This is a genomic window from Paenibacillus sp. FSL H7-689, assembly GCF_000517905.1.
Classification (GTDB): domain Bacteria; phylum Bacillota; class Bacilli; order Paenibacillales; family Paenibacillaceae; genus Paenibacillus; species Paenibacillus amylolyticus.
This window is the reverse complement of the sequence record NZ_ASPU01000028.1, coordinates 164,452-188,898: the sequence shown is the minus strand read 5'-3', so window position 1 is coordinate 188,898 and position 24,447 is coordinate 164,452. Positions and strand designations below refer to the sequence as shown.

Annotated in this window: 23 protein-coding genes; 5 read left to right on the top strand and 18 right to left on the bottom strand. The window is 44.8% G+C overall.

All coding sequences use genetic code 11. The annotated features are described in order from the left end of the window. Nucleotides 1-20: 20 nt before the first annotated feature. A complete protein-coding gene (locus C170_RS20485) occupies nt 21-746 on the bottom strand; it encodes a phosphonate ABC transporter ATP-binding protein (RefSeq protein WP_036613671.1) in 726 nt (241 codons plus the stop codon). 83 nt (nt 747-829) lie between these two features. Beyond that, a complete protein-coding gene (locus C170_RS20480; protein WP_051447320.1) occupies nt 830-2,020 on the bottom strand; it encodes an MFS transporter in 1,191 nt (396 codons plus the stop codon). 391 nt (nt 2,021-2,411) lie between these two features. On the opposite strand from C170_RS20480, the gene C170_RS20475 reads away from it, so the two are divergent. Continuing rightward, nucleotides 2,412-3,332 (top strand): ArsR/SmtB family transcription factor, encoded by a 921-nt coding sequence (locus C170_RS20475; protein WP_036613670.1) that lies wholly within the window; start codon nt 2,412-2,414, stop codon nt 3,330-3,332. A gap of 49 nt (nt 3,333-3,381) precedes the next feature. Beyond that, nucleotides 3,382-4,146: an HAD family hydrolase gene (locus tag C170_RS20470; protein WP_036613669.1), complete on the top strand. Its 765-nt coding sequence runs from the start codon at nt 3,382-3,384 to the stop codon at nt 4,144-4,146. A gap of 35 nt (nt 4,147-4,181) precedes the next feature. On the opposite strand, the gene C170_RS20465 is transcribed toward C170_RS20470, so the two are convergent. From C170_RS20465 to pdhA, 9 genes are all read right to left on the bottom strand, one after another. Further along, the gene (locus tag C170_RS20465) at nt 4,182-6,521 is read right to left on the bottom strand and encodes a type IA DNA topoisomerase (RefSeq protein WP_036613668.1); all 2,340 of its coding nucleotides are present in this window, start codon (nt 6,519-6,521) and stop codon (nt 4,182-4,184) included. A 125-nt stretch (nt 6,522-6,646) separates the two neighbouring features. Then, complete coding sequence (gene fur / locus C170_RS20460) at nt 6,647-7,138, bottom strand: ferric iron uptake transcriptional regulator (RefSeq protein WP_036613667.1); 492 nt, start codon at nt 7,136-7,138, stop codon at nt 6,647-6,649. 231 nt (nt 7,139-7,369) lie between these two features. Then, nucleotides 7,370-8,857 carry a glutamate synthase subunit beta gene (locus tag C170_RS20455; RefSeq protein ID WP_036613665.1) on the bottom strand — a complete coding sequence of 496 codons (1,488 nt, stop codon included), beginning with the start codon at nt 8,855-8,857 and terminating at the stop codon, nt 7,370-7,372. Nucleotides 8,858-9,474: 617 nt separating this feature from the next. Further along, the gene (locus tag C170_RS20450; protein ID WP_036613663.1) at nt 9,475-9,963 is read right to left on the bottom strand and encodes a dihydrofolate reductase; all 489 of its coding nucleotides are present in this window, start codon (nt 9,961-9,963) and stop codon (nt 9,475-9,477) included. Between the two features lie 50 nt (nt 9,964-10,013). Further along, entirely contained in the window at nt 10,014-10,808 is a 795-nt protein-coding gene (thyA, locus tag C170_RS20445) for a thymidylate synthase (protein WP_036613661.1), read from the bottom strand. Nucleotides 10,809-11,304: 496 nt separating this feature from the next. Further along, nucleotides 11,305-12,720: a dihydrolipoyl dehydrogenase gene (gene lpdA, locus C170_RS20440; RefSeq protein WP_036613658.1), complete on the bottom strand. Its 1,416-nt coding sequence runs from the start codon at nt 12,718-12,720 to the stop codon at nt 11,305-11,307. 3 nt (nt 12,721-12,723) lie between these two features. Beyond that, entirely contained in the window at nt 12,724-14,040 is a 1,317-nt protein-coding gene (locus C170_RS20435; protein ID WP_036613655.1) for a dihydrolipoamide acetyltransferase family protein, read from the bottom strand. A 176-nt stretch (nt 14,041-14,216) separates the two neighbouring features. Then, on the bottom strand, nt 14,217-15,194 hold the full coding sequence (locus C170_RS20430; RefSeq protein WP_036613653.1) for an alpha-ketoacid dehydrogenase subunit beta: 978 nt from the start codon (nt 15,192-15,194) through the stop codon (nt 14,217-14,219). A gap of 101 nt (nt 15,195-15,295) precedes the next feature. Continuing rightward, the gene (gene pdhA, locus C170_RS20425; RefSeq protein WP_017688072.1) at nt 15,296-16,363 is read right to left on the bottom strand and encodes a pyruvate dehydrogenase (acetyl-transferring) E1 component subunit alpha; all 1,068 of its coding nucleotides are present in this window, start codon (nt 16,361-16,363) and stop codon (nt 15,296-15,298) included. Nucleotides 16,364-16,619: 256 nt separating this feature from the next. Between pdhA and C170_RS20420 the strand changes: the two genes are divergently transcribed. After that, nucleotides 16,620-17,354: an alpha/beta hydrolase gene (locus C170_RS20420; RefSeq protein WP_036613651.1), complete on the top strand. Its 735-nt coding sequence runs from the start codon at nt 16,620-16,622 to the stop codon at nt 17,352-17,354. A gap of 165 nt (nt 17,355-17,519) precedes the next feature. On the opposite strand, the gene C170_RS20415 is transcribed toward C170_RS20420, so the two are convergent. Both C170_RS20415 and C170_RS20410 read right to left on the bottom strand, forming a co-directional pair. Next, complete coding sequence (locus C170_RS20415) at nt 17,520-17,990, bottom strand: low molecular weight protein-tyrosine-phosphatase (RefSeq protein ID WP_036613648.1); 471 nt, start codon at nt 17,988-17,990, stop codon at nt 17,520-17,522. A 1-nt stretch (nt 17,991) separates the two neighbouring features. Continuing rightward, nucleotides 17,992-18,693, bottom strand: a complete 702-nt coding sequence (locus C170_RS20410) for a trimeric intracellular cation channel family protein (protein ID WP_036613646.1) — start codon at nt 18,691-18,693, stop codon at nt 17,992-17,994. Nucleotides 18,694-18,875: 182 nt separating this feature from the next. On the opposite strand from C170_RS20410, the gene C170_RS20405 reads away from it, so the two are divergent. Then, nucleotides 18,876-19,517, top strand: a complete 642-nt coding sequence (locus C170_RS20405) for a thiamine diphosphokinase (RefSeq protein WP_036613643.1) — start codon at nt 18,876-18,878, stop codon at nt 19,515-19,517. Between the two features lie 296 nt (nt 19,518-19,813). Further along, nucleotides 19,814-20,314, top strand: a complete 501-nt coding sequence (locus C170_RS20400; protein ID WP_036613641.1) for a C40 family peptidase — start codon at nt 19,814-19,816, stop codon at nt 20,312-20,314. 109 nt (nt 20,315-20,423) lie between these two features. On the opposite strand, the gene C170_RS20395 is transcribed toward C170_RS20400, so the two are convergent. From C170_RS20395 to thiO, 5 genes are all read right to left on the bottom strand, one after another. Beyond that, nucleotides 20,424-21,128, bottom strand: a complete 705-nt coding sequence (locus C170_RS20395) for a response regulator transcription factor (RefSeq protein WP_051447319.1) — start codon at nt 21,126-21,128, stop codon at nt 20,424-20,426. 119 nt (nt 21,129-21,247) lie between these two features. Further along, nucleotides 21,248-22,297, bottom strand: coding sequence for a ThiF family adenylyltransferase (locus C170_RS20390; RefSeq protein ID WP_036613639.1), 1,050 nt, complete (start codon nt 22,295-22,297; stop codon nt 21,248-21,250). Next, complete coding sequence (locus tag C170_RS20385) at nt 22,294-23,061, bottom strand: thiazole synthase (RefSeq protein ID WP_036613964.1); 768 nt, start codon at nt 23,059-23,061, stop codon at nt 22,294-22,296. The genes C170_RS20390 and C170_RS20385 overlap by 4 nt, the downstream gene beginning before the upstream one ends. A 2-nt stretch (nt 23,062-23,063) precedes the next feature. Then, nucleotides 23,064-23,267, bottom strand: a complete 204-nt coding sequence (thiS, locus tag C170_RS20380; RefSeq protein WP_036613636.1) for a sulfur carrier protein ThiS — start codon at nt 23,265-23,267, stop codon at nt 23,064-23,066. Next, the gene (gene thiO / locus C170_RS20375) at nt 23,264-24,436 is read right to left on the bottom strand and encodes a glycine oxidase ThiO (RefSeq protein WP_036613633.1); all 1,173 of its coding nucleotides are present in this window, start codon (nt 24,434-24,436) and stop codon (nt 23,264-23,266) included. Before thiO ends, thiS begins: the two co-directional genes overlap by 4 nt. Nucleotides 24,437-24,447: the final 11 nt, after the last annotated feature.

Genomic DNA, 24,447 nt, shown 5'->3' with positions numbered 1-24,447 from the left:
TCATCACTCTTTTCAATAGTTTAAATCTGGTTTTTTTCTTGCTGTGTCAGTCTTCGTCCACGAATATCAAAAGCAATCTTGCCTTCTGCCAATCCCCAGATCCGTGTGGCATGTTTCTCAGCAAGCTCAATAGGCAGTACTGCAATGACTGTTGCACGTTCTTCTTCACATAATTTGCGCAGCGTTTCCAGCACCGAATCTGCTGTGTGAGGGTCAAGACCAATCACTGGTTCATCCGCCAAAACGACTTTGGCACCGTGAGCAAGTGCTCTTGCAATAGCAACACGCTGCTTCTCGCCACCACTGAGCTTCTCTGCTATTTGATGTGCTTTATCAAGTAATCCCAATCCTTCGAGATAATCCATAGCACCCATATAATCATCGGAACGTACCATACCGGTTACCATTCTCCATACAGGAGTCTGACCCGATCGTCCGATTAATACATTTTTAAGAGCCGTACGTCTAGGAAATAATTCTGGATTTTGTTCCAAGTATGCCCATTCCCGTTTGATTTTCCGTTTTCCAGACCAGCCTTCTTTCAAAATCTCGGCGCCATCCACCGTAAACCGGCCGGAATCCCATTTTTCCATCATGGCCAAACATTTAAGCAACATGCTTTTACCGCTACCGCTTGAGCCAACTACAGCTATCATTTCACCCTGTTGCATATCAAATCGAATATCCCGTAGAACGGGAACGCGGTCCACGCCAACGGATTTACTCAAGTTCTCTACTCTGATCATCGCGATGTCTCCTCTTGTCCATGTTTTTCCCTACCACTAGTGTACTCGGAAATGGACATCAATTTCCATGCGAACACCAGCTTCTATTTTAACACAGATTCGAACTCAGGTTTACGACGAAATAATATACCTGCCACGCCGAAAAGAAGGTACAGGATTCCGAGCAAGGTGAACATGCTTCCGGGTGAAATCCAGTTGATCATCTGACCACCCAGATTCGGCCCAATAATACTTCCAATCGTGAAATGAAAGGATGCCACAACGTTGGCTGCAGGCAACAACACCTTAGGCAAAATGTCTGCGGCATAGGCCAGGCCCAGTGAGAAAAAGGAGCCGACCAAGCCACCTGCAATTGTTAACAATACAAGCGTCCACCAGAAATGCGTACCTGCCACAGGAACCAGCATGAAGATGATTCCCCCGCTGATACCCGCAAACATCAATATCTTCTTCCGCCCATATCGGTCACTTAACATTCCGAGAGGCAATTGAAGGAACAAACCTCCAATCCCGATAAAAGGAAGCAACGACGAAATCTGATTGGTATCGAATCCAATACGCAGCCCATACACGGGGAAGTTACTATTCATACCCGCTTCCATATATCCGTATAAGAGTGCCGGTAAAAGTGCATACCAAGCCCATGTCAGACTACGACGGAAGCGACGTTCCGGCAGTTGGCCATGCTCTGCTTTTTCTGGTTTCGTATCTGGAAGCTTCATTAATACCAGTATAAGCACTGCTGCAATACAGATGAACAAGACCCAGAAAGGGACAGCATCACCGAAGCCAAGCAGCTTAATTCCCAGCGGACCAATACTGAATCCCAGACCGTAGGACATGCCATAGAGTGATATGTAGCGTCCACGTTTTTCAGGTGCAGTAACAAGCAGTACCCATAGTTGAGCCGCATAATGAAGTGCGCTGTCTCCTATTCCAACGATCAGACGCAATATGAACCATATTTTAATATCTGGTAAATACGGAAATAGTATTAAAGGGACCATGACTAATATCAGGCCACCTACAATCAGCTTTTTGAACCCTAATGCTCCCAATAACCGTTCCGCAACGAGAGTCATGGCAAAAGAGCCAATGTACAACGCGGCGGCGTTTAATCCGTTTAAACCTGGTGAAACCCCTTTTTGCTCCAAAAAAATCGAAAGCACAGGCAGCAAAAGCCCCTGACTTATTCCCGCCACCACAATAACCGTAATCAAAATGAGATAGTTGGCTGTCGAGTGTGATAGTTTGGGACGAGTAATCGATGACACTAATTCATTCCTCCTGCGAGCACACAAAGAAAAATCGCCATCGCTGACGACTTTTGTATGTTATACATATGGTTTTAAACTGCTATTCTTGAATCAGGGCTTTGCCCCGGACTTGAACATTATAGTGGACAACGCCCTGCAAAACAAGCCATAATAGAGGTTGTTCAAAAAGTTCACTTTTGATTACGAATCATGCCTAGTGGCATCATCAGCTTCGAAGATGAAATTCAGCAGAAATGTGCGTTGCTCACGTAGTTTTCCTACGCTCCGCTACTCCATTTCTATCTTCATTCCATCTTCTTGGTACTGAAAACCAGACTTTTTGAACACGCACTAATCGTACTTAAGTCGCTGCGTACATTTAGATGTGACGGGAGGATTCTGCAACAATATGGCTTATCATGTGAAAATTGATGTTTCACCGATATATGAAATGCTTAATAGCTTTCTGGTTTATGTCACGAAAAAATGGATTCAGCATCTGGATATTGGTCCTGAATGGATTCTGGAAGTGGAAGGCAAACTAAGTTCCAATGTACGAGCTGCGCTCGCACCTGCTGCCACTTGGCCTTTTGATGATTTTGATGTTTTGTTTGCATGGGCAGCCTATCAAAATGATACATCGGAGAATCGTGATTTCCTGGACATGCTTGCCGGAATGACAGCGGAAGACCTGTTTGCACGTGTGTCTCCTCTTCTGCCGGCTCTTACAATAGAAGAATCTACGCGCATTCGGAACAGCTATGTCCCATTATTGCGACTATGGGATGAACACTACTGTCAGAATATGAGCGAAGATCAGCGTGTGTGGCTGGAAGAAGATGCCGAAGAAAAACGCATTTTGCTTGATAAAATGGGCTCTGAACTGCTTATTGAATATGCTACAGCGGGCGTTCTTGTTGAACCGATGCCGGGACTGAACGAAGTCATCCTCTTCCCAACGGTGCACAATCGTCCTATTAATATGTACTGCTTCTATGAGGGTATGATGATTATGCAGTATCCCGTAGATGCACCTGAAGAGAACGAAGACCAGCCACCAACATGTCTTTTACGTTTTACCCATGCGCTAGCTGATCCCGAAAGACTTCGCCTGCTTCGTTACGTATCGGATGAACCCAAATCCCTCGCTGAGATGTGTGAAGAATTGGGTAAAGACGAAGACACGGTCAAAGATCAGGTGATGGCGCTACGCATCGCAGGTCTGCTACGGACCCATCTGCTCGGAAGTAACCGTAAAGAGAAATACAGTATTCGGCCGGATGGCGTATCTGAATTAAATATGTTCCTGGAATCCTATATTCGCATTTAATTTAGTTGAACCATTGTGGATTTACTGGCTACAAGGAGTGAGTTAGATCATGAAAATAATGAAACAACATATTTTGTTTGACCTTGATGATACACTCGTATATTGCAACAAATACTTCAACCTGATTTTGGGAGAATTCTTTGAGAATATGCAAGAGTGGTTTGATGGACATTCTCTGACAACACAAGAGATTCGGGAAAAACAGCTGGAGATCGATGTAACAGGAGTGAACAAGCTTGGTTTTGCGAGTCATCATTTCCCGCAATCCCTGATTGATACCTATCGTTATTTCTCCGGCAAGTTTGCCAGATTAACCTCTCCCAGAGAAGAATCTTATCTGAGCAAGTTGGGTATGAGTGTGTACGATCAGGAGGTTGAACCCTACCCTCATATGGTTGAAACGCTTGAAAACCTCAAGGGTGCTGGACATTCCCTCTACTTATATACCGGCGGCGAAACCGTGATTCAGCAGCGCAAGATTGATCAGATGAAACTCTCGGCTTATTTTGATGATCGGATCTATATCCGACAACACAAAAACGTCGAGGCACTGGAAGGCATTCTGTCTAATGGTCCGTTTGATCGTCGTGCAACATGGATGATTGGCAACTCACTACGCACAGATATTATGCCTGCGGTAAAAGCCGGAATTCACAGCATTTATATCAAACAACCGAATGAATGGCAATACAACATCGTAGAACTTCAGCCTAATCCGGAAACGTCGATGTATACCATCACTGCACTGGAAGAGGTACCAAAAGTCATACACGAAAATATACAACAGCAGCAACAGAAAAGGACCCTTGGATAAGGGTCCTTTTGCTGTATGTTAACTGTTAACTAAGATCAAGCATCCTGCTTCTCACCAGATAATTTGCCTGTTACTACGTCCTGCAAAATAATACGTGCTTTCACCGTACTCCCGTCTTTTCTTTTAAACGACAGTACTTGTGTACTCCCCTTCTCAATCAGCGATTTTAACATCGTACTGGTAATTTTTTTGCCTGCATACTCTTTCCAGACCACAAATGAACAGCCTTCCTTGAAACGTGAGCATCCATAACCCTTCTTGCCCTCTATAATCTGACCCGTGCAGCCAGGAGAGGGGCAAGGTGCCAGTAACTCTCTCACTCCCGATGGGCTCGCACTTGAGGACGGCGCCTTGGTGGTCGTACTTTTCCCACTGCCAACTCTCGATGAAGATGCCGAAGTCTGACGGGATGTTTTTACAGTTGAACCGCCACTAGCCGTCTTGGCTGATGTCCTTGTATTGCCGGCCTGCGTTCTGGCTCCCTTGCCTTTCCCCCTGCCTCCACGCGAATCTTCCCCAAAAGCATCTGCTGGAGCAGGAGCTTGTACACGCACTTTCTCAATGATGGACAAGGTGAATTTCTTGACGTTCTCCATGAACTTGTCCTGACCCGCCTCACCTTTGGAAATCTGATATAATCTTCTTTCCCATTGCCCGGTCATCTCAGGTGAAGTTAACAGATCTACACCCGCGCGACGAATCAACTCAATAGCTGTTCTGCCTTTGAGCGTTAACTGCATTTTCTTCCCTTGCAGCGTAATGTAACCTACGTTTTTGAGGCGTTCAATTGTAGCCGCACGTGTAGCCGGAGTACCCAGGCCACTATCTTTCATCGCGTCTCGCAGCTCTTCATTCTCGATCTGCTTGCCTGCACTCTCCATCGCTTTCAGCAATGTTCCCTCGGTATAACTCTTGGGAGGCTGGGTCGCCTTCTCCTTGAACTCACTCTTCGTGCATTGAACAGGCAATTCAGGTTGCACACTAAAAGCCTTGTCCGTCCACTCTTCAGCTTCCTCTTCCTCATTGCCTTTTTTCTTGGTCTTCTTCTTGCCTGCACCGCCCTGTTCCTGATCTCCAGAACCGAGAACCACTTTCCATCCGAGGGACAACAGCTCTTTGACAGATGTCTTAAACTGATGTTTCTCCACTTCGGTGAGCACGGTATGTTGCTTATACTCTGCCGGAGGATAAAAGTGAGACAAGAAACGTCTGACAATCAAATCATAGATGTTCTGCTCATCCTTGGATAAGGTACCTGGTCGCTTCAAAGTAGGTAGGATCGCATGGTGATCCTCAACCCTGCTCGGATTACATACCCCTTTATTATTCTTATGAACAAGCTCCGGCTTGGCCCCCTGCGCAAGCTCACTATAGGTACCATTTTTAAGCAGGTTTAGTGTTTTGTGCATACCTTCAATATTCTGTTCTGTAACATAGTTGGAGTTTGTCCGCGGATACGAAATCACCTTGTGTTTTTCATACAAGGCCTGTGCGATATCCAGTGTTTTTTTGGCACCATATCCAAACTTGGCATTGGCTTCACGCTGTAAAAGGGTCAGGTCATACAAACGATACGGATACTCCTTCGTCTGCTTCGCTTCGTATTTGGTAATCTGCCCTGTCTTGCCCTTCACACTGGCTGCAATGGCCTCTGCTGCCTCCGCATCGGTCAACTTATCTCCCTGACGCAGTCCCCGGTACTCGACACCTTCCTGCCGAAACCAGGCGGCTACTTCATAAAAGGTCTGTGACTGGAACGCTTCAATCTCGATTTCCCGATCGTAGATTAGCGCGAGTACCGGCGTCTGAACACGGCCTACAGACAACAATGCATTATGGCGGGTTGTAAACGCCCGCGAGGCATTCATCCCGATCAGCCAATCAGCTTCACTTCTGGCGCGAGCAGCATGGGTCAGATTTTCAAATTCAGAGGCATCCTTCAGACCATCAAAACCACGTCTAATGCTCTCTGCCGTCAGATCCGATATCCATAAACGCTTTACAGGCTGACGCAGCTTCAATTGCTGTTGTATGAGGGCGAAGATGTACTGACCTTCTCTCCCTGCATCGCAAGCATTAACGATCGCTGAAGCCCGTTTTGCCAGTTCTCCAATCATTTTAAGCTGATCTTTAGTCCTCGGATTGGGTACAATCTTGAACTGATCGGGTATGATCGGGAGGTCCGCTATATTCCAGCGTTTGTACTTTGTATCATAGGCATCCGGTTCAGCCAGTCCAAGCAAATGCCCTATCGCCCAAGTGATGATGTAATGTTCACCCTCCAGATACGTGCGATTGTTCTTGGCCTTTGGTTCTATGACGGCGGCAATGGTTCGACCCATGTCGGGTTTTTCCGCTATAACCAGTGTCTTCATCCGTCCATCTCTCCTCCTTCACCGTCCGCATGACGGCAAAAAGGGGCATTCCGCCGACGGAAGCCCCTTGCTTCTGAAACTCATTATATCAGATTTTGGATTCGGGAGCACCTTCCCGAAATGAATTATCCTGCTGCCTGCTCCTTTAATACATGCTTTTGTCTGCACTCTTTGCACACACCCTGGAAATCCAGACGATGATCCGTAACAGCAAAGCCATACTGACGCTCGATTTGTTGTTCCAAACGAAGCAGACCATCTTCCATAATCTCTTCCACTTTACCACATTCTGTACAGATCAAATGATGGTGATGATGGGAACCGTCTGTACTTCGCAGATCAAAGCGCGCAGCGCCGTCACCAAAGTTAATCTTTTCAACGACCTGAAGGTCACTCAGCAGTTCGAGAGTGCGGTATACGGTAGCCAATCCAATCTCAGGGAACTGCTCCTTAACCAGCAGAAATACTTCCTCTGCGCTAAAATGATCCTTTTCATGTTCAAGCAATACACGTACAGTAACTTCCCGTTGTTGTGTTAACTTATATCCCTTTTCAACCAATTGATTTTTAATGTGAAAGATCTGTTCTGAAATGGACTTGTCCCGGTTACTTGCCATAGCAGGTCGCACCTCCGATTTATATTCATTGAAATTTACTTTTATCGTACGGATTCATGGTTTCAGTTAACCCTTATTTATAATCATTATAATATAATAATAAATCTTTATCACTTAAAAAGCAATGATATTGCTCACACTTACATGAAATATGTAGTCAAATTGGTTAAAATAACAGCAAACAACCCTCGCTGATCGCGAAGGTTGTCATTGATATCTTGTTCTATACTTTTACACCAGAACCGAAGCACCCATCAAGTATTTGTCCACTTCACGAGCAGCCTCACGGCCTTCATTAATTGCCCATACAACCAAGCTTTGACCACGACGCATGTCACCTGCTGCAAATACTTTATCCACATTGGTGTTGTATTTGCCGTAACGTGCCTTAACGTTTGTGCGACGATCTGTTGCAAGTCCCAGTTGCTCTACCAACGTTTGTTCCGGTCCATCAAAACCAATGGCAATCATGGCCATCTGAGCCGGGAATACACGCTCTGTACCTGGAATCGGCTGATAAATCTTGCGACCAGTCTCATCCACAATACGCTCGATCTGTACTGTATGCAATTCTTTGAGGTTCCCCTCATCGTCTCCGACAAATTTCGTTGTCATGATGGAGAACTCACGCGGATCTTGACCAAACAACGCTTTGGCTTCCTCTTGCGCATAATCAAGTGTGTATACGTTCGGGAATTGTGGCCAAGGATTATTAATGCGATCACGCTCCATAGGCGCTTGTGTATGCGTACCGAATTGAGTGATCGTACGACAACCATGGCGCAGCGATGTAGCCACACAGTCAGATCCTGTATCACCGCCACCAATGACGATAATATCTTTATCTTTAGCGGAAAGATATTGACCATCTTCCAGATTGGAGTCCAGATAACTCTTAATACTGCCATTCAGGAAATCCATTGCGTAATGAACGCCTTTCAAGTCGCTGCCTTCAATATTGAATTCACGCGGCTTCGTTGCACCACCGCACAATACAACAGCGTCATATTCATCCACCAGTTGTTGTGCTGAAATATCTTTACCAATCTCGGTGTTCGTAATGAATTGAATGCCTTCTGCTTCGAGCAGATCAACACGACGTTGAACTACGTTTTTATCCAATTTCATCGTTGGGATACCGTACATCAGCAATCCGCCGACACGGTCCGAACGCTCATATACGGTTACCGAGTGTCCTGCTTTATTCAACTGAGCCGCAGTAGCTAATCCCGCTGGACCTGAGCCTACCACAGCTACACGTTTACCCGTACGTTTTTCAGGAGGTTGGGGAACGACCCATCCTTCTTCGAAACCTTTTTCAATAATTGCTTCTTCAATCGTTTTGATGGTTACAGGCTGACCGATTAAGCCAACTGTACATGATCCTTCACAAGGAGCTGGACAGACGCGACCTGTAAACTCTGGGAAATTATTCGTTTTGTGAAGGCGCTCAAGTGCTTCTCTCCACAGTCCGCGATATACAAGATTATTCCATTCTGGAATCAGGTTATGCACGGGGCAACCTGACGTGCCACCAATCATATCTATACCTGTATGGCAATACGGGGTACCACAATCCATGCATCGTGCACCTTGTGTTCTGAGCTCTTCTTCAGCCATGTGTTTATGAAACTCTTCCCAATCCTTAATCCGCTCCGCTGGCTCACGATCTGTTGGCAGTTGACGTTTGTATTCCATAAATCCAGTAGGTGTAGACATCTTACGTTTTCCCCCATCCGTTCTTGTCTTAATCCCTTCATGTGCATGGTTCTATATGAAATGGATTACTCATTACTTGAGTTTTTGTCTATTGTATCACAAAATCTTCTCGAAGATATTTCAATTATAGTAGCATTTACTGTGCTGAATATTAAATGGATTATCCGCATAATTATTTGTATTTTATACATCATATCTTTCAAGTCTACCCATGGTCAATACCCTTATTTTGGTGTTAAATGTGATTTTGAACTGCGAAATCTGGTGTGTGTTAAAGAAATAAAAGGTCGAAACGTTAAGTGAATGTCAGATAATTTGTCATCAAATCCAACATATTTTGCTATAAATCGTTCTCAATTCCGAATATCAGACCTGTTTTAGGGCTTCACAACGTTAAAACCCCAAAACTTTTACACTTTTTTACTGTTTAATGCTTGGCCGTATGTATAATATACATAAATACCAATCACTCATGTGATATTAATGTTATATGTATTCCAGTTTAAACAAGTGACTCATTTTTTTTATAAAGAAAAGACGCTGTTCACGAATATTTCGTAATCAGCGCCCTCTCATCATACAAATACGACCGAAGTCAGGAATTTCTTATGCCACATTTACCGTTTACGTTCGTAAAATTCGAATGTATACGCATGAACATTTTTTTCATCCTGTTCGCCTTCAATCTGTTCAATCAGTTCCCATTCGGACCAATCCACTTCAGGGAAAAACGTGTCTCCCTCAAAATTCTCATGAATTTTTGTCACCACAAGACGATCTGCAAGTGGCAGGAACTCACGATACACTTGGGAACCCCCAATTACGCACAGTTCCTCACCTTTGGTTACACTCAGCCCCTCTTCAATCGTATGTACGATTTCAGCCTGTTCCACCTTGTAGTTCAGATCTCTTGTCACTACGATATTACGACGCTGAGGAAGCGGCTTACCACCAAAAGATTCCCACGTATTACGTCCCATGATAATTGTTTTGTTCAGCGTACGTTGTTTGAAAAAGGCCATATCCTTGGGTAAACGCCATGGAATCGAATTATTTAATCCGATCACACCATTCTCCCCCATTGCCCATACCAATTCAATACTCAAGGGTAATACACTCCTTCAATCCAAGTCTCTTGTCGAGATTGAACACATAATTAAACTGCAATTGGAGCTTTAATGCCCGGATGATGCTGATAGTTCTCAAACTCAAAATCTTCAAACTTATAATCAAAAATAGAATCCGGTTTACGTTTGATTACCAGCTTAGGTAAAGCATAAGGTTCACGCTCCAGCTGAGTCTTAACCTGATCAACATGGTTAGAGTAGATGTGAACATCCCCTCCAGACCAGATGAAATCACCTACCTCCAGATCACATTGCTGGGCGATCATATGAGTCAAGAGCGCATAACTCGCGATGTTAAACGGCAACCCGAGGAACGTATCCACGGAACGCATCGTAAGCATACATGATAATTTACCCTCTGCAACGTAAAACTGAAACGCAAAATGACAAGGTGGAAGTTTCATATTGTTGATCTCAGCCACATTCCATGCACTGACAAGGTGACGACGCGAATCCGGATTATTTTTGATCGAATCAATGACTGCAGCGATCTGATCAATTTTTTCTCCGTTTGGCGCTTCCCATGTACGCCACTGCGAGCCGTATACCGGACCGAGATCCCCATTTTCGTCCGCCCAGTCGTCCCAGATCTTCACACCGTTTTCTTTCAAATAAGATATATTGGTATCGCCACTCAAAAACCATAACAGTTCATGAATAACCGATTTGAGATGAATTCGTTTGGTTGTTACCAGCGGAAATCCTTCGGAGAGATCATAACGGAGTTGTCTGCCAAATACAGATTGTGTCCCCGTTCCTGTACGGTCTCCTTTATGCACGCCGTTGTTCAGAATATCCTGCAATAAATCCAGGTAGTTTTTCATGTTGATATCCCCTCACTCTTTTTTTCGTACTAAACTAAAGAATATTTACACTTACCACTCCGATGACAGAACAACCTTCCGATCGCTGTTATCCCCAAAATTTTTTGATTTCCTTTTCCAAAGGTAAAATCCGGTGATAAAGTCAAAGCGTATGCTTCCGATGCAGCTTTCCTTCAGAAAGCTTTTAGCTCCGCTTCTTCAGGTTTTTTCTGTCCTCTACGTTCTCGTGTAAAAGGTTAGTTTAACTAAATATATAGACCGTGATTGGCTTGGAGCCACATCATGACTGATCATTACTACAGTGTACCACAATTGAGTTGTTGGATAAAATCAATTCACTGAAACTTATGAGCGTGTAAATTTTCATCATATCACATACACGAGTATCTTATATTTCTCGACTCTTGCTCAGAAAAAAGAGACGAATAACGCGTTAACGTCATTCGTCTCTTCTGATATACGTATAATGCCGGACGGATCCGAAACTTAGATGATCTTAACGGGAGATGATGTGGATCGGGTGACCCATAACCAATTCCGCAGCTTCCATCACGATTTCGCCCAAAGTTGGGTGAGCGTGAATTGTGAGAGCCAGATCTTCCAAAGTAGCGCCCATCTCAATTGCCAAACCAAGCTCAGCAATCAAGTTGGAAGCTTCCAGACCTACGATTTGGCAACCCAATACAAGGCCGCTTTCTTCGTCAGCTACGATTTTCACGAAGCCTTCAGCGTGGTTCAAAGATACAGCACGGCCGTTACCCGCATAAGGGAACTTGCCTGCTTTTACTTTGTAACCTTTTTCTTTAGCTTCTTTTTCAGTGTAACCTACGCTGGAACATTCTGGATCTGTGAACACAACAGCTGGCATACATTTGTAGTCAACTACAGATGGTTGTCCTGCGATTGCTTCAGCAGCCACTTTACCTTCATAAGAAGCTTTGTGTGCCAGAGCCAGACCAGATACGATGTCACCGATAGCAAAGATGTGAGGAATGCTGGTACGACCTTGGTGGTCAACTTTGACAAATCCACGCTCGTCAACGTCAACACCAATCATGTCGAGACCCAGTTCTCCATCTGTGTTTGGACGACGTCCAACAGTTACCAGCAGGTAATCTGCAGTTACTTCTTTGGACTCACCATTTACAGAGTACTTAACAGTTACATCTTTATCCGTTTGCTCAGCACTTTCAGCTTTTGCACCCGTTACGATTTCGATGCCTGTTTTCTTCATGTTTTTAGCCACGAGGCTAGTCATGTCTTTATCGAAACCTGGCAGTACTGTATCCAAACCTTCGATGATTGTTACTTTCGCACCGAATTTGGAGTACATTTGACCAAGCTCAGCACCGATATATCCGCCACCGATAACGATCATGCTTTTTGGTACTTCAGGCAAGTTCAGAGCTTCTGTCGAAGACAGAATGCGTCCGCCGAACGGGAAAGGTTTCAGTTCGATTGGACGGGAACCTGTTGCAATAATTGCATTTTTAAATTTGTAACGTGGAGACTCGTGGTCATTGAATACACGAGCTTCGTTTTCGTTGATGAACATGCACTCACCGTTGAAAACTTCAACTTTGTTGCCTTTGAGCAAACCAGCTACGCCGCCAGTCATTTTCTTAACAACGCCGTTTTTGAACTCTTGAGTTTTGCTGAAGTCCACTTTTACGTTCTCAGCAGAGATACCAAAAGCTTCACCGTGAAGTGCAGACTCATATTGGTGTGCAGCAGAGATCAGGGCTTTGGATGGAATACATCCACGGTTCAAACAAACACCGCCCAGTTCGGATTTGTCTACGATCAATACGCTTTGGCCCAGTTGAGCAGCGCGGATGGCAGCTACATAGCCGCCAGGACCCGCACCAATTACTAATGTGTCGATATTGAGAGAAGCGTCGCCTACTACCATATCTTACACCTCCATAACAAGCAGCTCAGGGTTAGCGAGCAGCTGTTTAATGTAATTCATAAAGTTTTGTGCTGTTGCGCCATCGATGATACGGTGGTCAAAGCTCAGGGAAAGAGCCATTACAGGTGCTGCAACTACTTCGCCGTTTTTGATCACTGCTTTTTCGCTGATGCGTCCTGTTCCGAGAATAGCAACTTCAGGGAAGTTGATGATTGGAGTGAAGAACATACCGCCAGCAGAACCGATGTTACTGATGGAGATTGTGCTTCCTCTCATTTCATTCGCGCTCAATTTGCCCTCACGACCACGAGCAGCCAGATCACGGATAGAATCAGCAATCATCCAGATGGATTTACGATCAGCATCTTTGATAACAGGAACGATCAAGCCGTTGTCTGTATCTGTAGCGATACCGATGTTGTAGTATTTTTTGTAAACAATTTCGTTAGCTTCTTCATCAATCATAGCGTTCAGAGCCGGGAATTGGCGGGAAGCCGCAACCAGTGCTTTAACGATGAATGGCAGATAAGTAACTTTTGTTCCTTTTTTCTCTGCAATTGGTTTCATGCGAGTACGGAAAGCAACCAATTCAGTTACGTCCACTTCGTCCATGATTGTAACGTGAGGTGCTGTGTAAGCCGATTTAACCATTGCATTAGAGATCGCTTTACGGATACCTTTGAATGGTACGCGCTCTTCTTCAACGTGTTGATCAGCTGCAGCTGCTGCTGCGGATTTTTTCTCTTCTTGAGCCGGAGCTTCGGAAGATGCCGCTGCGGAAGAACCGCCACCGTTTTTGAAGGATTCAACATCTTCTTTGGTTACTTTACCGTTGTTGCCAGTGCCGCTAACCTGAGCGATGTCTACACCTTGTTCGCGAGCAAATTTACGCACGCTTGGTGTTGCCAGAACGTCTTTGGCAGGTACTGCCGGAACGCTGTTGTTGCCGCCTTCTTTAGCTGCATCCGAGCTGGAAGCTGCTGCAGAAGAACCGCTTGTGTCAGCTCCGCCTTGAGCTGCATCTTTCTCTTGCTCGCCTTGATCGCCAGCAGGAGCGTCGTCTTGCTCAGGAAGTTCGCCTTCTGCATCGATGATCGCTACAACTTCACCAACGTGGCAGACTTGACCGTCTTTAGCGAATACTTCTGTAACTGTTCCGTTAACCGGACAAGGTACTTCTACAACCGCTTTGTCGTTCTGTACTTCCATGATGATGTCGTCGTCAGTTACTTTGTCACCGACTTTGATGTGCATCTTGATGATTTCGCCTTCGTGCAGGCCTTCGCCCAATTCAGGGAATTTATATTCAAATTTAGCCAACTGAAAAACCTCCTTGATTATGTGCTCAATCCTGAAAACAACCCTTAACTCCAAGAAACAACTGTTACTGCTAATGCAAATAACTGTTACTCAAGGGGCTAATGGCTGTTTACAGTGCAGCTTGCGCTGCGGTGTGAATCACCATACTGCGCCTTGCGGCATGTCAGATGATTAAATTAGAAATTTACGACTTTGTTAACCGCAGCAATGATACGCGCCGGGTTAGGCAGCCATGTATCTTCGATTTGTGCAAATGGATATACAGTGTCCGGACCAGCTACACGCAGAACCGGAGCTTCCAAGTGCAGGATTGCTTTTTCATTGATTTGGGCAATGACTTCAGCTGCAACACCTGCGCTCTTTTGAGCTTCCTGTACAACAATTGCACGGTTTGTTTTCTTAACGGAAGCAACGATAGTATCGATGTCGATCGGGCTAACCGTACGAAGGTCGATAACTTCAACTTTGATTCCTTGTTTTTCGAGTTCATCTGCTGCTTTCACAGAAGTGTGAACCATCATACCGTAAGTAATGATCGTTACATCAGAACCTTCACGAACAACGTTCGCTTTGCCCAATTCAACAACGTAATCTTCTTCAGGCACTTCTGCACGGAAAGCATGGTACAAGTTCAAGTGCTCCATGAAGAATACAGGATCGTTATCGCGAATAGAAGCGATCATCAGACCTTTTGCATCGTAAGGGTTAGAAGGAATTACGACTTTGATACCTGGTGTTTGCGTGAGCAGACCTTCCAGGGAATCTGTATGCAATTCTGCCGCTTTTACGCCGCCACCGAATGGTGTACGGAATACGATTGGAGAATTGTATTTTCCACCGGAGCGGAAACGCATACGAGCAGCTTGCACTACCATTTGGTCAAGGGCTTCGAAGATAAAACCAACGAATTGGATCTCAGCAACCGGACGGAAGCCTTGTACACCCAGACCTACAGCCAGACCACCAATAGCGGACTCAGCCAATGGTGTATCAAATACACGCTCTTCGCCAAACTCTTTTTGCAGACCTTCCGTTACACGGAAAACACCGCCTACATTACCTACGTCTTCACCGAAAAGCAGAACGTTAGGATCACGTTTCAACTCCACGCGAAGCGCATCACGGATTGCTTCTTTCATGTTCATTTGTGCCATTTGCTTCATTTCCTCCTTAAACATTGACAGTTCACATTTGAATTCGTACATGTATACCGGGACATTAAAGTCGCGGATGTTTATGCTTTATCGGAAAAAACTTATTGGAAATCAGCTTTTTGCTCTTCCAAGTGCTTAGGCGTTTGTTCGAACATGCTGTCGATCAAGCCTGAAATCGTCATTTTCTCGGTTTTTTCCGCTTTTTTGATCTCTTCATTTACTTTAGCTTTTGCTTCTTCTTTCACACGTGCCGTATCTTCTTCAGTCCAAAGACCTTTTTTCTCCAGATATTTAGCGAAACGTGCGATAGGATCTTTAGCAGACCATTCTGCCTCTTCTTCTTTTGTACGATACTTGGAAGCATCATCCGAAAGGGAGTGAGGACGGAAACGGTAAGTTACTGCTTCGATCAATGTTGCGCCTTCTCCGTTACGTCCACGCTCAGCAGCTTCCTGAACAGCTTTGATAACAGCGAAGATGTCCATACCGTCAACTTTAACACCTTTGATACCTGCTGCTACCGCTTTGTGAGCGATGGAAAGAGCTGCAGTTTGTTTAGCAAAAGGAGTAGTGATGGCATAACCATTGTTTTGTACAAAGAAGATAACAGGCAGTTTGTATACACCAGCGTAGTTCAGACCTTCATAGAAGTCACCTTCAGAAGAACCGCCATCACCTGTGTACGTGATAACAACTTGTTTTTGTTTCTTCAATTTGTAACCCATAGCGATACCCATTGCATGCAGAATTTGTGCACCAATGATGATTTGTGGCATCAATACATTAACGCCATCTGGAATTTGTCCACCATGTTGGTGTCCACGGGAGTACAAGAATGCTTGATAAAGAGGAAGTCCGTGCCATACGAGTTGCGGAATGTCACGATAGCCAGGACATACAAAGTCTTCTTTTTCAATTGCAAATTCACTACCAACCATTGTCGCTTCTTGACCAGATACTGGAGCATAGAAACCAAGACGACCTTGACGGCCAAGGTTTACTGCACGGTCATCCCAAGTACGGGTAAATACCATGCGGTACATAATTTCTTTTAATTGATCATCGGAAAGTGTAGGCATCATGTCTTTGTTAACAATTTCGCCGTCAGGAGACAGCACGGACAGAGCTTCTACATCCTCTGTATACACTTCATAAGGAACCTTGCTCATTTTTTTCTTCACCTCAACAAAAAATTTGAATATCAAGTTCCGCTGTTATAATATTATTATACACCTGTTTCACTCCATACGTCAAAGAAATCCGTAATTTTTTTATGTTTCCTGCCGGATTGTATGTATAACAGGGGCTTAATATTGGTATAACAGCATAATACATGATTGCGTGTTTGACCTAACCCCGCACAAGGGTAATCTTACCGTATTGCGCGGTCGAATGCAAAAAATTAACCGAGAAAGGTGACGTTTTATGACGGATTCCCGCTATTTGAAACGCACGATTGTGAAGGAAGAGATTGAAAGTCGCTATCTCGGAGAGAAGCGAACGCTCCGTATTTACCTTCCTCCGGGCTATAACGAATTGCTTAGCTACCCTGTCGTTTATTGTCAGGATGGCGAAGAATTTTTTAATTTCGGACGAATTGCTACAACAGCTAACCAAATTATTCTGGACGAAGGAGCCGAACCTTTCATTATTGTAGGGGTTCAGGTCGATGTGTCTGTGAGAACGCAGGAATATGCTCCATTTGGAGATCGGTTCAAGGCATATACCACTTGCTTCGCTGAAGAGATTATTCCCTATATAGAAGAGAAATATCCTGTGCGCCGTTCTCCGCAGGAACGCATTCTTGCCGGAGACTCGCTCGGTGGCAGTGTTTCGCTTCATCTTGCTCTGTTATATCCGGATCTGTTTACACGTGTGATCAGCATGTCTGGTGCCTTCTACTCTGCTTCACAGGAGATCTATGCCGCAGCTGAAGATCTGTCTTGGCTCTCGATCTGGATGATTGTTGGCTTGCAAGAGACTGATTTCGAGGCAGACACGGGTACGTATGATTTTGTTCAATTAAACCGGGATACTCGAGAATTACTGGAAAAGCGTGGTGCCCTCGTCTCCTATCAGGAGAAAGACGGAAAACACCAATGGGGTTTTTGGCAGAAGGAATTGCCCGAAGCATTACTTTATTTTCTCCAGGAAAGATAAAAGGACCACTTTAACAAGCGGCTGAAATGCCGCTATTTTTTTTCATTTTAATGATACCGCTTACAATTGTAACCTGAAAAAGAAGCAGGATATCCTGCTTGCTTTAAGTGCTCTAATCCTGCTTCTTTGTCCAATTACAAATTAAGCATGAATTCCGTTTACTTTTTAGGCTAAGGAATGTTCCGCTTCAATCTTACTCAACAGAACATCGCAGCCTGCGTTAACCAGCTCGTACACCTCTTCAAAATTGCCTGTGTGATATGGGTCAGGTACTTCTCTGAGTTTTTCCTTAGGAAGCATGTCCATGAACTTGATGATGTCCGCCTCAGCTCCGCCTGGAACGTTGCGCACATTATCTGCATTGGAATTATCCATACACACAATGTAATCAAATTGAGTAAAGTCTTCGCTGGCGAACTGTCTTGCTGCCATGTTGGCATAAGAAATCTGGTACGAATCAAGCAATTTTCGCGTCCCTTCATGCGGAGGTTTACCAACATGCCAGTCCCCTGTACCCGCAGAGTCCACACGAATCTGGTGTTCAAGCCCCTTCTCCAGGACTTTGTGACGCAAAACGGCTTCAGCCATTGGTGATCTACATATATTGCCCAGACATACAAACAAAACATTAATCATATTAATCCCCCTTGCTTAACGTACCTTGAAGTACCGACGATGTTGGCTGTGTCACAATGTTCTCCGGCTGAGGACTGACGTTTCCGGTCTCAGATGGTACGAGCGAACGACGTGGCAGTTTCCATTTATAATGTACAGAACACATCCGGAAGAACACAACGGCCGCAAAACAAAATAATAATCCAGCATTCGTTGTTAACCAGCCCATACCTATAACAAAACCGGCTGTCATTGCCCATACAGCATAGATTTCGTCACGCAATACAAGCGGTTTACGTCCAGCAAGCACATCACGAATAACGCCTCCACCAATACCGGTCATTACTGCTGCAACGATAACTGCGCTAATAGGATGTCCCATGTTCGCCGCGTAGAGCGCCCCTTGAATTGCAAATGCTGCGAGTCCGATTGCATCAAACAGCGCCTCTGTTCGCTTCCAGTGACTAATCCACTTGAGAGGTAATATAAACGCAATCGCTACTGATACTAGGGCTAACATAATAAGTGATCCCTGACTCCACAGTGTCGTTACAGGTATACCTATAAGTACATTCCGGATAATCCCGCCTCCGAATGCCGTGACAAGTCCAAGCACTAGAACACCCAGAATGTCATACTCCTCTTCCATTGCCACGAAGGCACCGGACATTGCAAATGCGATAGTGCCTATAATGCTGAATACTTCAAAAATGTGTAAGTCCAACCTGTTCAAACCTCACTTTTCAAGTCATCTCCATGTCGCTCTACCCATTGTATCCGCGAGCACTGAAATTGTGCAACCACATTTTGTGGATTATACTGGTTTGGTGAATATATTTGTACAGGTTCCAACATTATATTTGAACAATGGACTATTTTTCTCTGAATTAGGAAGGATGAAATAAAATGACGGCGAAACGGATTATTATTTTTACAGGCGGAAACTTATCTGTAGAATTACTTCAGGAAATACGAGAAGATGATATGATCATCGCGGCCGATCGCGGTGCATTATTTTTAATTGAACACGGCATTCAGCCACACATTTCAGTTGGTGACTTCGACTCCATTAATGAAGAGGAACGTATTATTGTAAGTAACAATAGCATTCGATTCATTACATGTGACCCTGTTCATAAAGATCTTACTGATACAGAAATGGCTTTTGAGACAGCGCTAGATTACGAACCTTCTCACATCTTAATGTTAGGTGCTACAGGTACACGTATGGATCACACACTCGCCAATGTACATATCATGGTTCGCGCGATGCAGCATCATATCTCCTGTGCCATTCAGGACAAGCACAACTACATGACACTGACCACATCCAAAGCTGTGGTTGAGCACCGTGAGTATAAATATGTTTCTCTGCTCCCCTTGACTCATGAAGTTACAGGAATATCTCTAGATGGTTTTATGTATCCGTTAGATCAAGCTACCATACGCATGGGACAATCCTTGGGTGTAAGCAACCAGCTCTTAGGCTCCTCAGGCACAGTCACTATCGATAGCGGCTTATTACTGATTATTCAGAGCAAAGATTGAATCTACTCGTATGCTTTATAGTTATTTATTACGTTTTTGTAACCAGTGATTCAATGAAGAAAATAGGTTCACACATAATAAAGACCCTTGATATTCAAGGGTCTTTGTTGTTTCATCATTATTCTCCATCCGTCAATGATTAATTTTTTGACATTTTTAATCATATTTTAATAAACATACCCAAACCATTGTGGCGCAAGGGATTACACTCCCCTATCCAATTTCTAGGCTGTTACAAAGCTGTTATACTCGCTCTAGCAACTTAACGAAAACGAATTTTGGAGGTACTAACTAACATGAAAACAAACATCTTTGTCCAAAAGGCCGTAACCGTCGGGTTGTGCGCTACACTAGGTTTTGGAGCTGTATTAATGACTAACGCACCTGTTGCACAGGCAGCAACTGCTTCTGTATCCACAGGTCAACAGATTGTTAACTATGGTAAACAATTTACTGGAACTCCATATAAATTTGGTGCTTCAACTACAACAACCAAAGTTTTTGACTGCTCTTCTTTTATGAAATATATTTTCAAAAAGTATGGTGTAGATTTGCCGCGCACTTCCGTGAAACAATCCAAAGAAGGTAAAGCTGTGTCTAAAGCTAATCTGCGTGTCGGCGACCTGGTATTCTTCTCCAGTGGTAGCCGTTCTACCGGTTCCAATGTCACGCACGTAGGCGTTTATGCGGGAAATGGTAAGATTCTGCATACGTACGGATCTCCAGGCGTAACCCTCTCTGATCTGGACTCTGGTACTTGGAAGAGAACGTATGTTAAAGCTCGTCGTGTACTTTAGATTCACATCATAGCTAATGAGTAAGGACCGGGGGTATTATCCGGTCTTTTATTTTTACCCTCTTTTTTCCACACTCTAAACTGGTGATTCATGGAACTAACCTAGTAATCTAATTTTTATCATGCAACATATAACCGATCCCACGCACAGTATGAATCAGTTTCACACTTCTTCCCTTATCCACCTTAACCCTCAGATGTTTGATATACACATCCACAACGTTGGTATCCATCGCATACTCATATCCCCATACTTCCCGCAAAATATCACTCCGGGTACATGCTTCATTCACATGCAGGGCCAGAAATTCCAGCAATTCGTACTCTTTTGGTGTTAATGTCAGGTATTCACCCGCACGATTTACCCGTCTTGAACGCAAATTCACTTTAAGATCATGAACTACAATTACTTCTTCGCCCTCTGGTGTTGCATTCGCAAAAACACGCAATAAGTTTCGTATTCTGGCAAGCATTACGGTCATGTGGATAGGTTCCTCCATCACGTCATTAGCTCCATAATCCAGCCATTCCACGATGAACTCAGGAGATGCATTTGAAGTAATAACCAGTAGAGGTATAACCTGACCTTTATCTAACCATCGTTTTAATTCTAATTTCTGATCCTGGCCACAATGTTTCGTCCCCTCTTCCCGGTCTACCAGGATGATCAGGTTAATATGCAACAACGAAGGCTCGACGGATCGATTTAGTTCAGACCACTCCATTCGTTGCACTTCATACCCTTCGCTACATAAAACATCCTGAATAAGGCTGACCTGCTCTCCTGCTCCAATCAGCAAAATGGCTGTTTTCACTCTTTTTCACCCGGCCTGTCTCTATCCCCACTGCTCGCAGCAATGGTTGGTACAGATAGCATGCCGTAAAATGAAAAAGTCCATTCCCTTAAGGGAACAGACTTTGCTTCTTTCTTGCTTTAACCAAAGTAACGATGGACGAGCGTACGTGCTTCAGCTGTGTCTTTTGTTCCGTGTACGAGGACACGTCCATCTTGGAAAATGACCATTCTATGGACTCCTGTTGTAAAAGAAACCAGAAACGGATTGGATTCCACTTTTCCTTCTTGAAGTCTATCCAGACGTTCCGCTGTATGTTGAAGATCAATATTCATGCGCCTTGCAGGTCGGATCTGAACGGTGTCCCTGCCACACAACACATCTGTTTTCTCCAGATTGGACGCAGAAAGATATGGATACGTTGCCGAAGTACCGCAGGAAGGACAGTCTTGCTTTTTCGCACCATCCACATTGATGGATATGTATTCGTTCCTCCACACGTCAAATGACAATAACTTACGTCTCAATGCATTTGCATTGCCACTAAGTAACTTCATCGCTTCTGCGGTCTGATTCGCCGTTACCATCTGTACGGCTTGAGGTATGATGCCAGACGTATCACAGGTATCTCCACCCAGAGGGACTTCACCCAGCAAACAATTTAAACATGGCGTATCTCCGGGCATAAACGTATAGGTAATACCATAACTACCTACGCATCCACCATAAATCCAGGGAATACCGTGCTTCTGTGCCATATCATTAATAAGTAGTCGGGTATCAAAGTTATCCGTTGCATCCATGATCAAGTCTGTATGCTGAACGAGTTCTTCCAACTCATCTACTCTGACGTCCAACACTTTCCCTTCCACATGAACCGTGGAATTAATGGCAGATAAACGTTTTTCCGCCGCCATTGCCTTCGGTATCCGCTCAAGCGCGTCCTGTTCTACATATAATTGCTGCCGCTGCAGGTTACTCCACTCCACATAATCACGATCCACAATCGTTAAGTGTCCGACTCCTGAACGAACTAACGTTTCTGCAATTCCTGTTCCGAGTGCGCCAGCGCCTACAATTAAAACTCTGCTGCCCTTTAATCTGGCCTGGCCTTCCTTGCCAAGTGGCGCGTACCGTTCCTGTCTGGAATAACGATCGGCCTGCTCGGAAGATGTTAATTGATCTGTCATGTATGAACCATTCCTTCCACCGGACTACTGGCTGCTGCATAACGCTTTACGGGAATCATGCCTGCCTCATATGCCAATCTACCCGCTTCTACCCCCAATCGCATCGCTTTAGCCATGCTCACTGGATCCCCTGATCCGGATACGGCTGTATTTAACAACACGCCATCGGCACCAAGTTCCATCGCATAAGCAGCATCTTTTGGGGAGCGCAACCCTGCATCCACAATCACAGGTACAACGGCCTGCTCAATGATGATCTCAAGGTTATAGGGATTGATGATGCCTCTGCCAGCTCCGATAGGAGAAGCGCCAGGCATTACAGCATGTACGCCAAGCAATTGCAGCCTTTTGGCCAGAATGACATCATCTGAAATATAAGGCAATACCGTGAAGCCCTTTTCCAGCAAAATTTCGCAAGCCTTGTACGTTTCAATCGGATCTGGGAGTAACGTCATTCCATCTCCGATGACTTCGACTTTTATCATATCACAAAGTCCTGAAGCCCGCGCAAGCTCAGCAATCCGCACCGCCTCTTCCGCATTGGAAGCCCCCGCCGTATTCGGAAGAAGTGTGTATTTGTTCAAATCCAACGTATCCAGGAAATGCTTCTGATTACGTTCCTCCAGATTCAGACGACGAACAGCAAAGGTTAAAACTTCCGTTTCAGATGCTTCCACAGCCTGACTTTGCACTTCCAGATCGGAAAACTTGCCTGTTCCGAGCAACAATCTGGACTCAAACGTATATTTACCAATGTTCAACATCATCAACCGCCTCCTACAAAATGTACAATCTCAATTCGATCGCCTTCTCTTAATGCCGTCGTTTCATGATACTCACGGGTTAAAATATGCTTGTTCAGCTCTACAACTACAGTCTTGACTTGCAAATCAAAAGATTGGAGTAATTTATCCACACGATTCAATCTGTCTTCAATCTCCATCCGTTGACCATTAACGATGATATTCACTGCACCACTCCCTTTCTGTTCAATCGCTCAGGGCTCAGCGCCTCAATTCCGAGTTCTTCTGAGCTTTTGCCAGCGAGCAACTCAGCGATAAGCCTGCCTGTTATCGCACTAAGCAAGATACCGTTGCGGTAATGTCCAAAGGCGGCGAACAACCCGGGTATACTCTTGCAAGCACCTATATAAGGCAGTCCATCGGGAGTTGCCGGTCTTACGCCTGCCCACGCTCGTATAAATTGTGCTTCCTTCGTCCCAGGCACCCAGTGGGTAGCCGCTGTTAGCAGTTGCTGAACACCCTGTACAGAAACGTTCAAATCCGTTCTGCCTGGCAGACTGGTTGCCCCAAGCCAAACCTCTCCATTGGCTTTGGGAACAATATAGATATCCTCTGCATACACCGTTCTATCAGGTCTGTACCCTGCATGTTCATCTGAGAACTGAACGGCGGCTATTTCACCTTTTACCGACCACACAGGCAAGCTCAGATTCACATGTCTCATCAACTCTTCACTCTGTAATCCAGCCGCTATAATGACATGTTTGCATTTCATCTCACCGATCGATGTGGTGATCCCCTGCACACCGTGTTCGTTTGCTTGCACACGTATATCCTGTATGTCCTCCATAACCCGTGCTCCCAATGCTTGAGCGGATTCTGCATATGCCTTCGTTAGATGGACAGGAAGAATCTCACTCTCGTAAGGTCTGTAGTAGGCTCCATACGTATCTCTGTTAAGCCATGATGCCTCCTGTTGCACAACGGAACGGTCCCACCACACCTCATCAACAGAAGCAGACAACGCAAACTTCCGATTGTCCTTATAACTACTTAATTCACTGTATGAACGAAAAGGAGTTAGGAATCCCTGGCGTTGCAGACCAGTCTCTACCTCACTGAGTGTAGCCATTAGCACCTGTTGCTCGATAAGTAACTGTCTACTCTGCCTGGCGAGCTTAGCCATCAAAGGATGAGCAAAATCCTCACTGTCTGCTGCCAGCATCCCAGCCGCTGCGCAAGAAGTGCCTCCTGCAATCGTCGAACGCTCCAGTAACAGCACATCCTGTCCATGGGAAGCAAGCTCATACGCAATGGCACATCCAACAACGCCTCCGCCTACAATAATCGTTTCTGCATAAATCTTATCCGGTCTATCAGTAATGATCTTTTTCATCCTCTCATCTC

Coding starts and splice junctions, on each gene's coding strand:
- C170_RS20485 (WP_036613671.1), bottom strand. CDS start 746: ATGATCAGAGTAGAGAACTTGAGTAAATCCGTTGGCGTGGACCGCGTT.
- C170_RS20455 (WP_036613665.1), bottom strand. CDS start 8,857: ATGTCTACACCTACTGGATTTATGGAATACAAACGTCAACTGCCAACA.
- lpdA (WP_036613658.1), bottom strand. CDS start 12,720: ATGGTAGTAGGCGACGCTTCTCTCAATATCGACACATTAGTAATTGGT.
- C170_RS20390 (WP_036613639.1), bottom strand. CDS start 22,297: ATGACAGATCAATTAACATCTTCCGAGCAGGCCGATCGTTATTCCAGA.
- C170_RS20400 (WP_036613641.1), top strand. CDS start 19,814: ATGAAAACAAACATCTTTGTCCAAAAGGCCGTAACCGTCGGGTTGTGC.
- C170_RS20475 (WP_036613670.1), top strand. CDS start 2,412: ATGGCTTATCATGTGAAAATTGATGTTTCACCGATATATGAAATGCTT.
- pdhA (WP_017688072.1), bottom strand. CDS start 16,363: ATGAGCAAGGTTCCTTATGAAGTGTATACAGAGGATGTAGAAGCTCTG.
- C170_RS20430 (WP_036613653.1), bottom strand. CDS start 15,194: ATGGCACAAATGAACATGAAAGAAGCAATCCGTGATGCGCTTCGCGTG.
- fur (WP_036613667.1), bottom strand. CDS start 7,138: ATGGCAAGTAACCGGGACAAGTCCATTTCAGAACAGATCTTTCACATT.
- thiO (WP_036613633.1), bottom strand. CDS start 24,436: ATGAAAAAGATCATTACTGATAGACCGGATAAGATTTATGCAGAAACG.
- C170_RS20420 (WP_036613651.1), top strand. CDS start 16,620: ATGACGGATTCCCGCTATTTGAAACGCACGATTGTGAAGGAAGAGATT.
- C170_RS20415 (WP_036613648.1), bottom strand. CDS start 17,990: ATGATTAATGTTTTGTTTGTATGTCTGGGCAATATATGTAGATCACCA.
- thyA (WP_036613661.1), bottom strand. CDS start 10,808: ATGAAAAACTACCTGGATTTATTGCAGGATATTCTGAACAACGGCGTG.
- C170_RS20405 (WP_036613643.1), top strand. CDS start 18,876: ATGACGGCGAAACGGATTATTATTTTTACAGGCGGAAACTTATCTGTA.
- C170_RS20385 (WP_036613964.1), bottom strand. CDS start 23,061: ATGTTGAACATTGGTAAATATACGTTTGAGTCCAGATTGTTGCTCGGA.
- C170_RS20465 (WP_036613668.1), bottom strand. CDS start 6,521: ATGAAGACACTGGTTATAGCGGAAAAACCCGACATGGGTCGAACCATT.
- C170_RS20470 (WP_036613669.1), top strand. CDS start 3,382: ATGAAAATAATGAAACAACATATTTTGTTTGACCTTGATGATACACTC.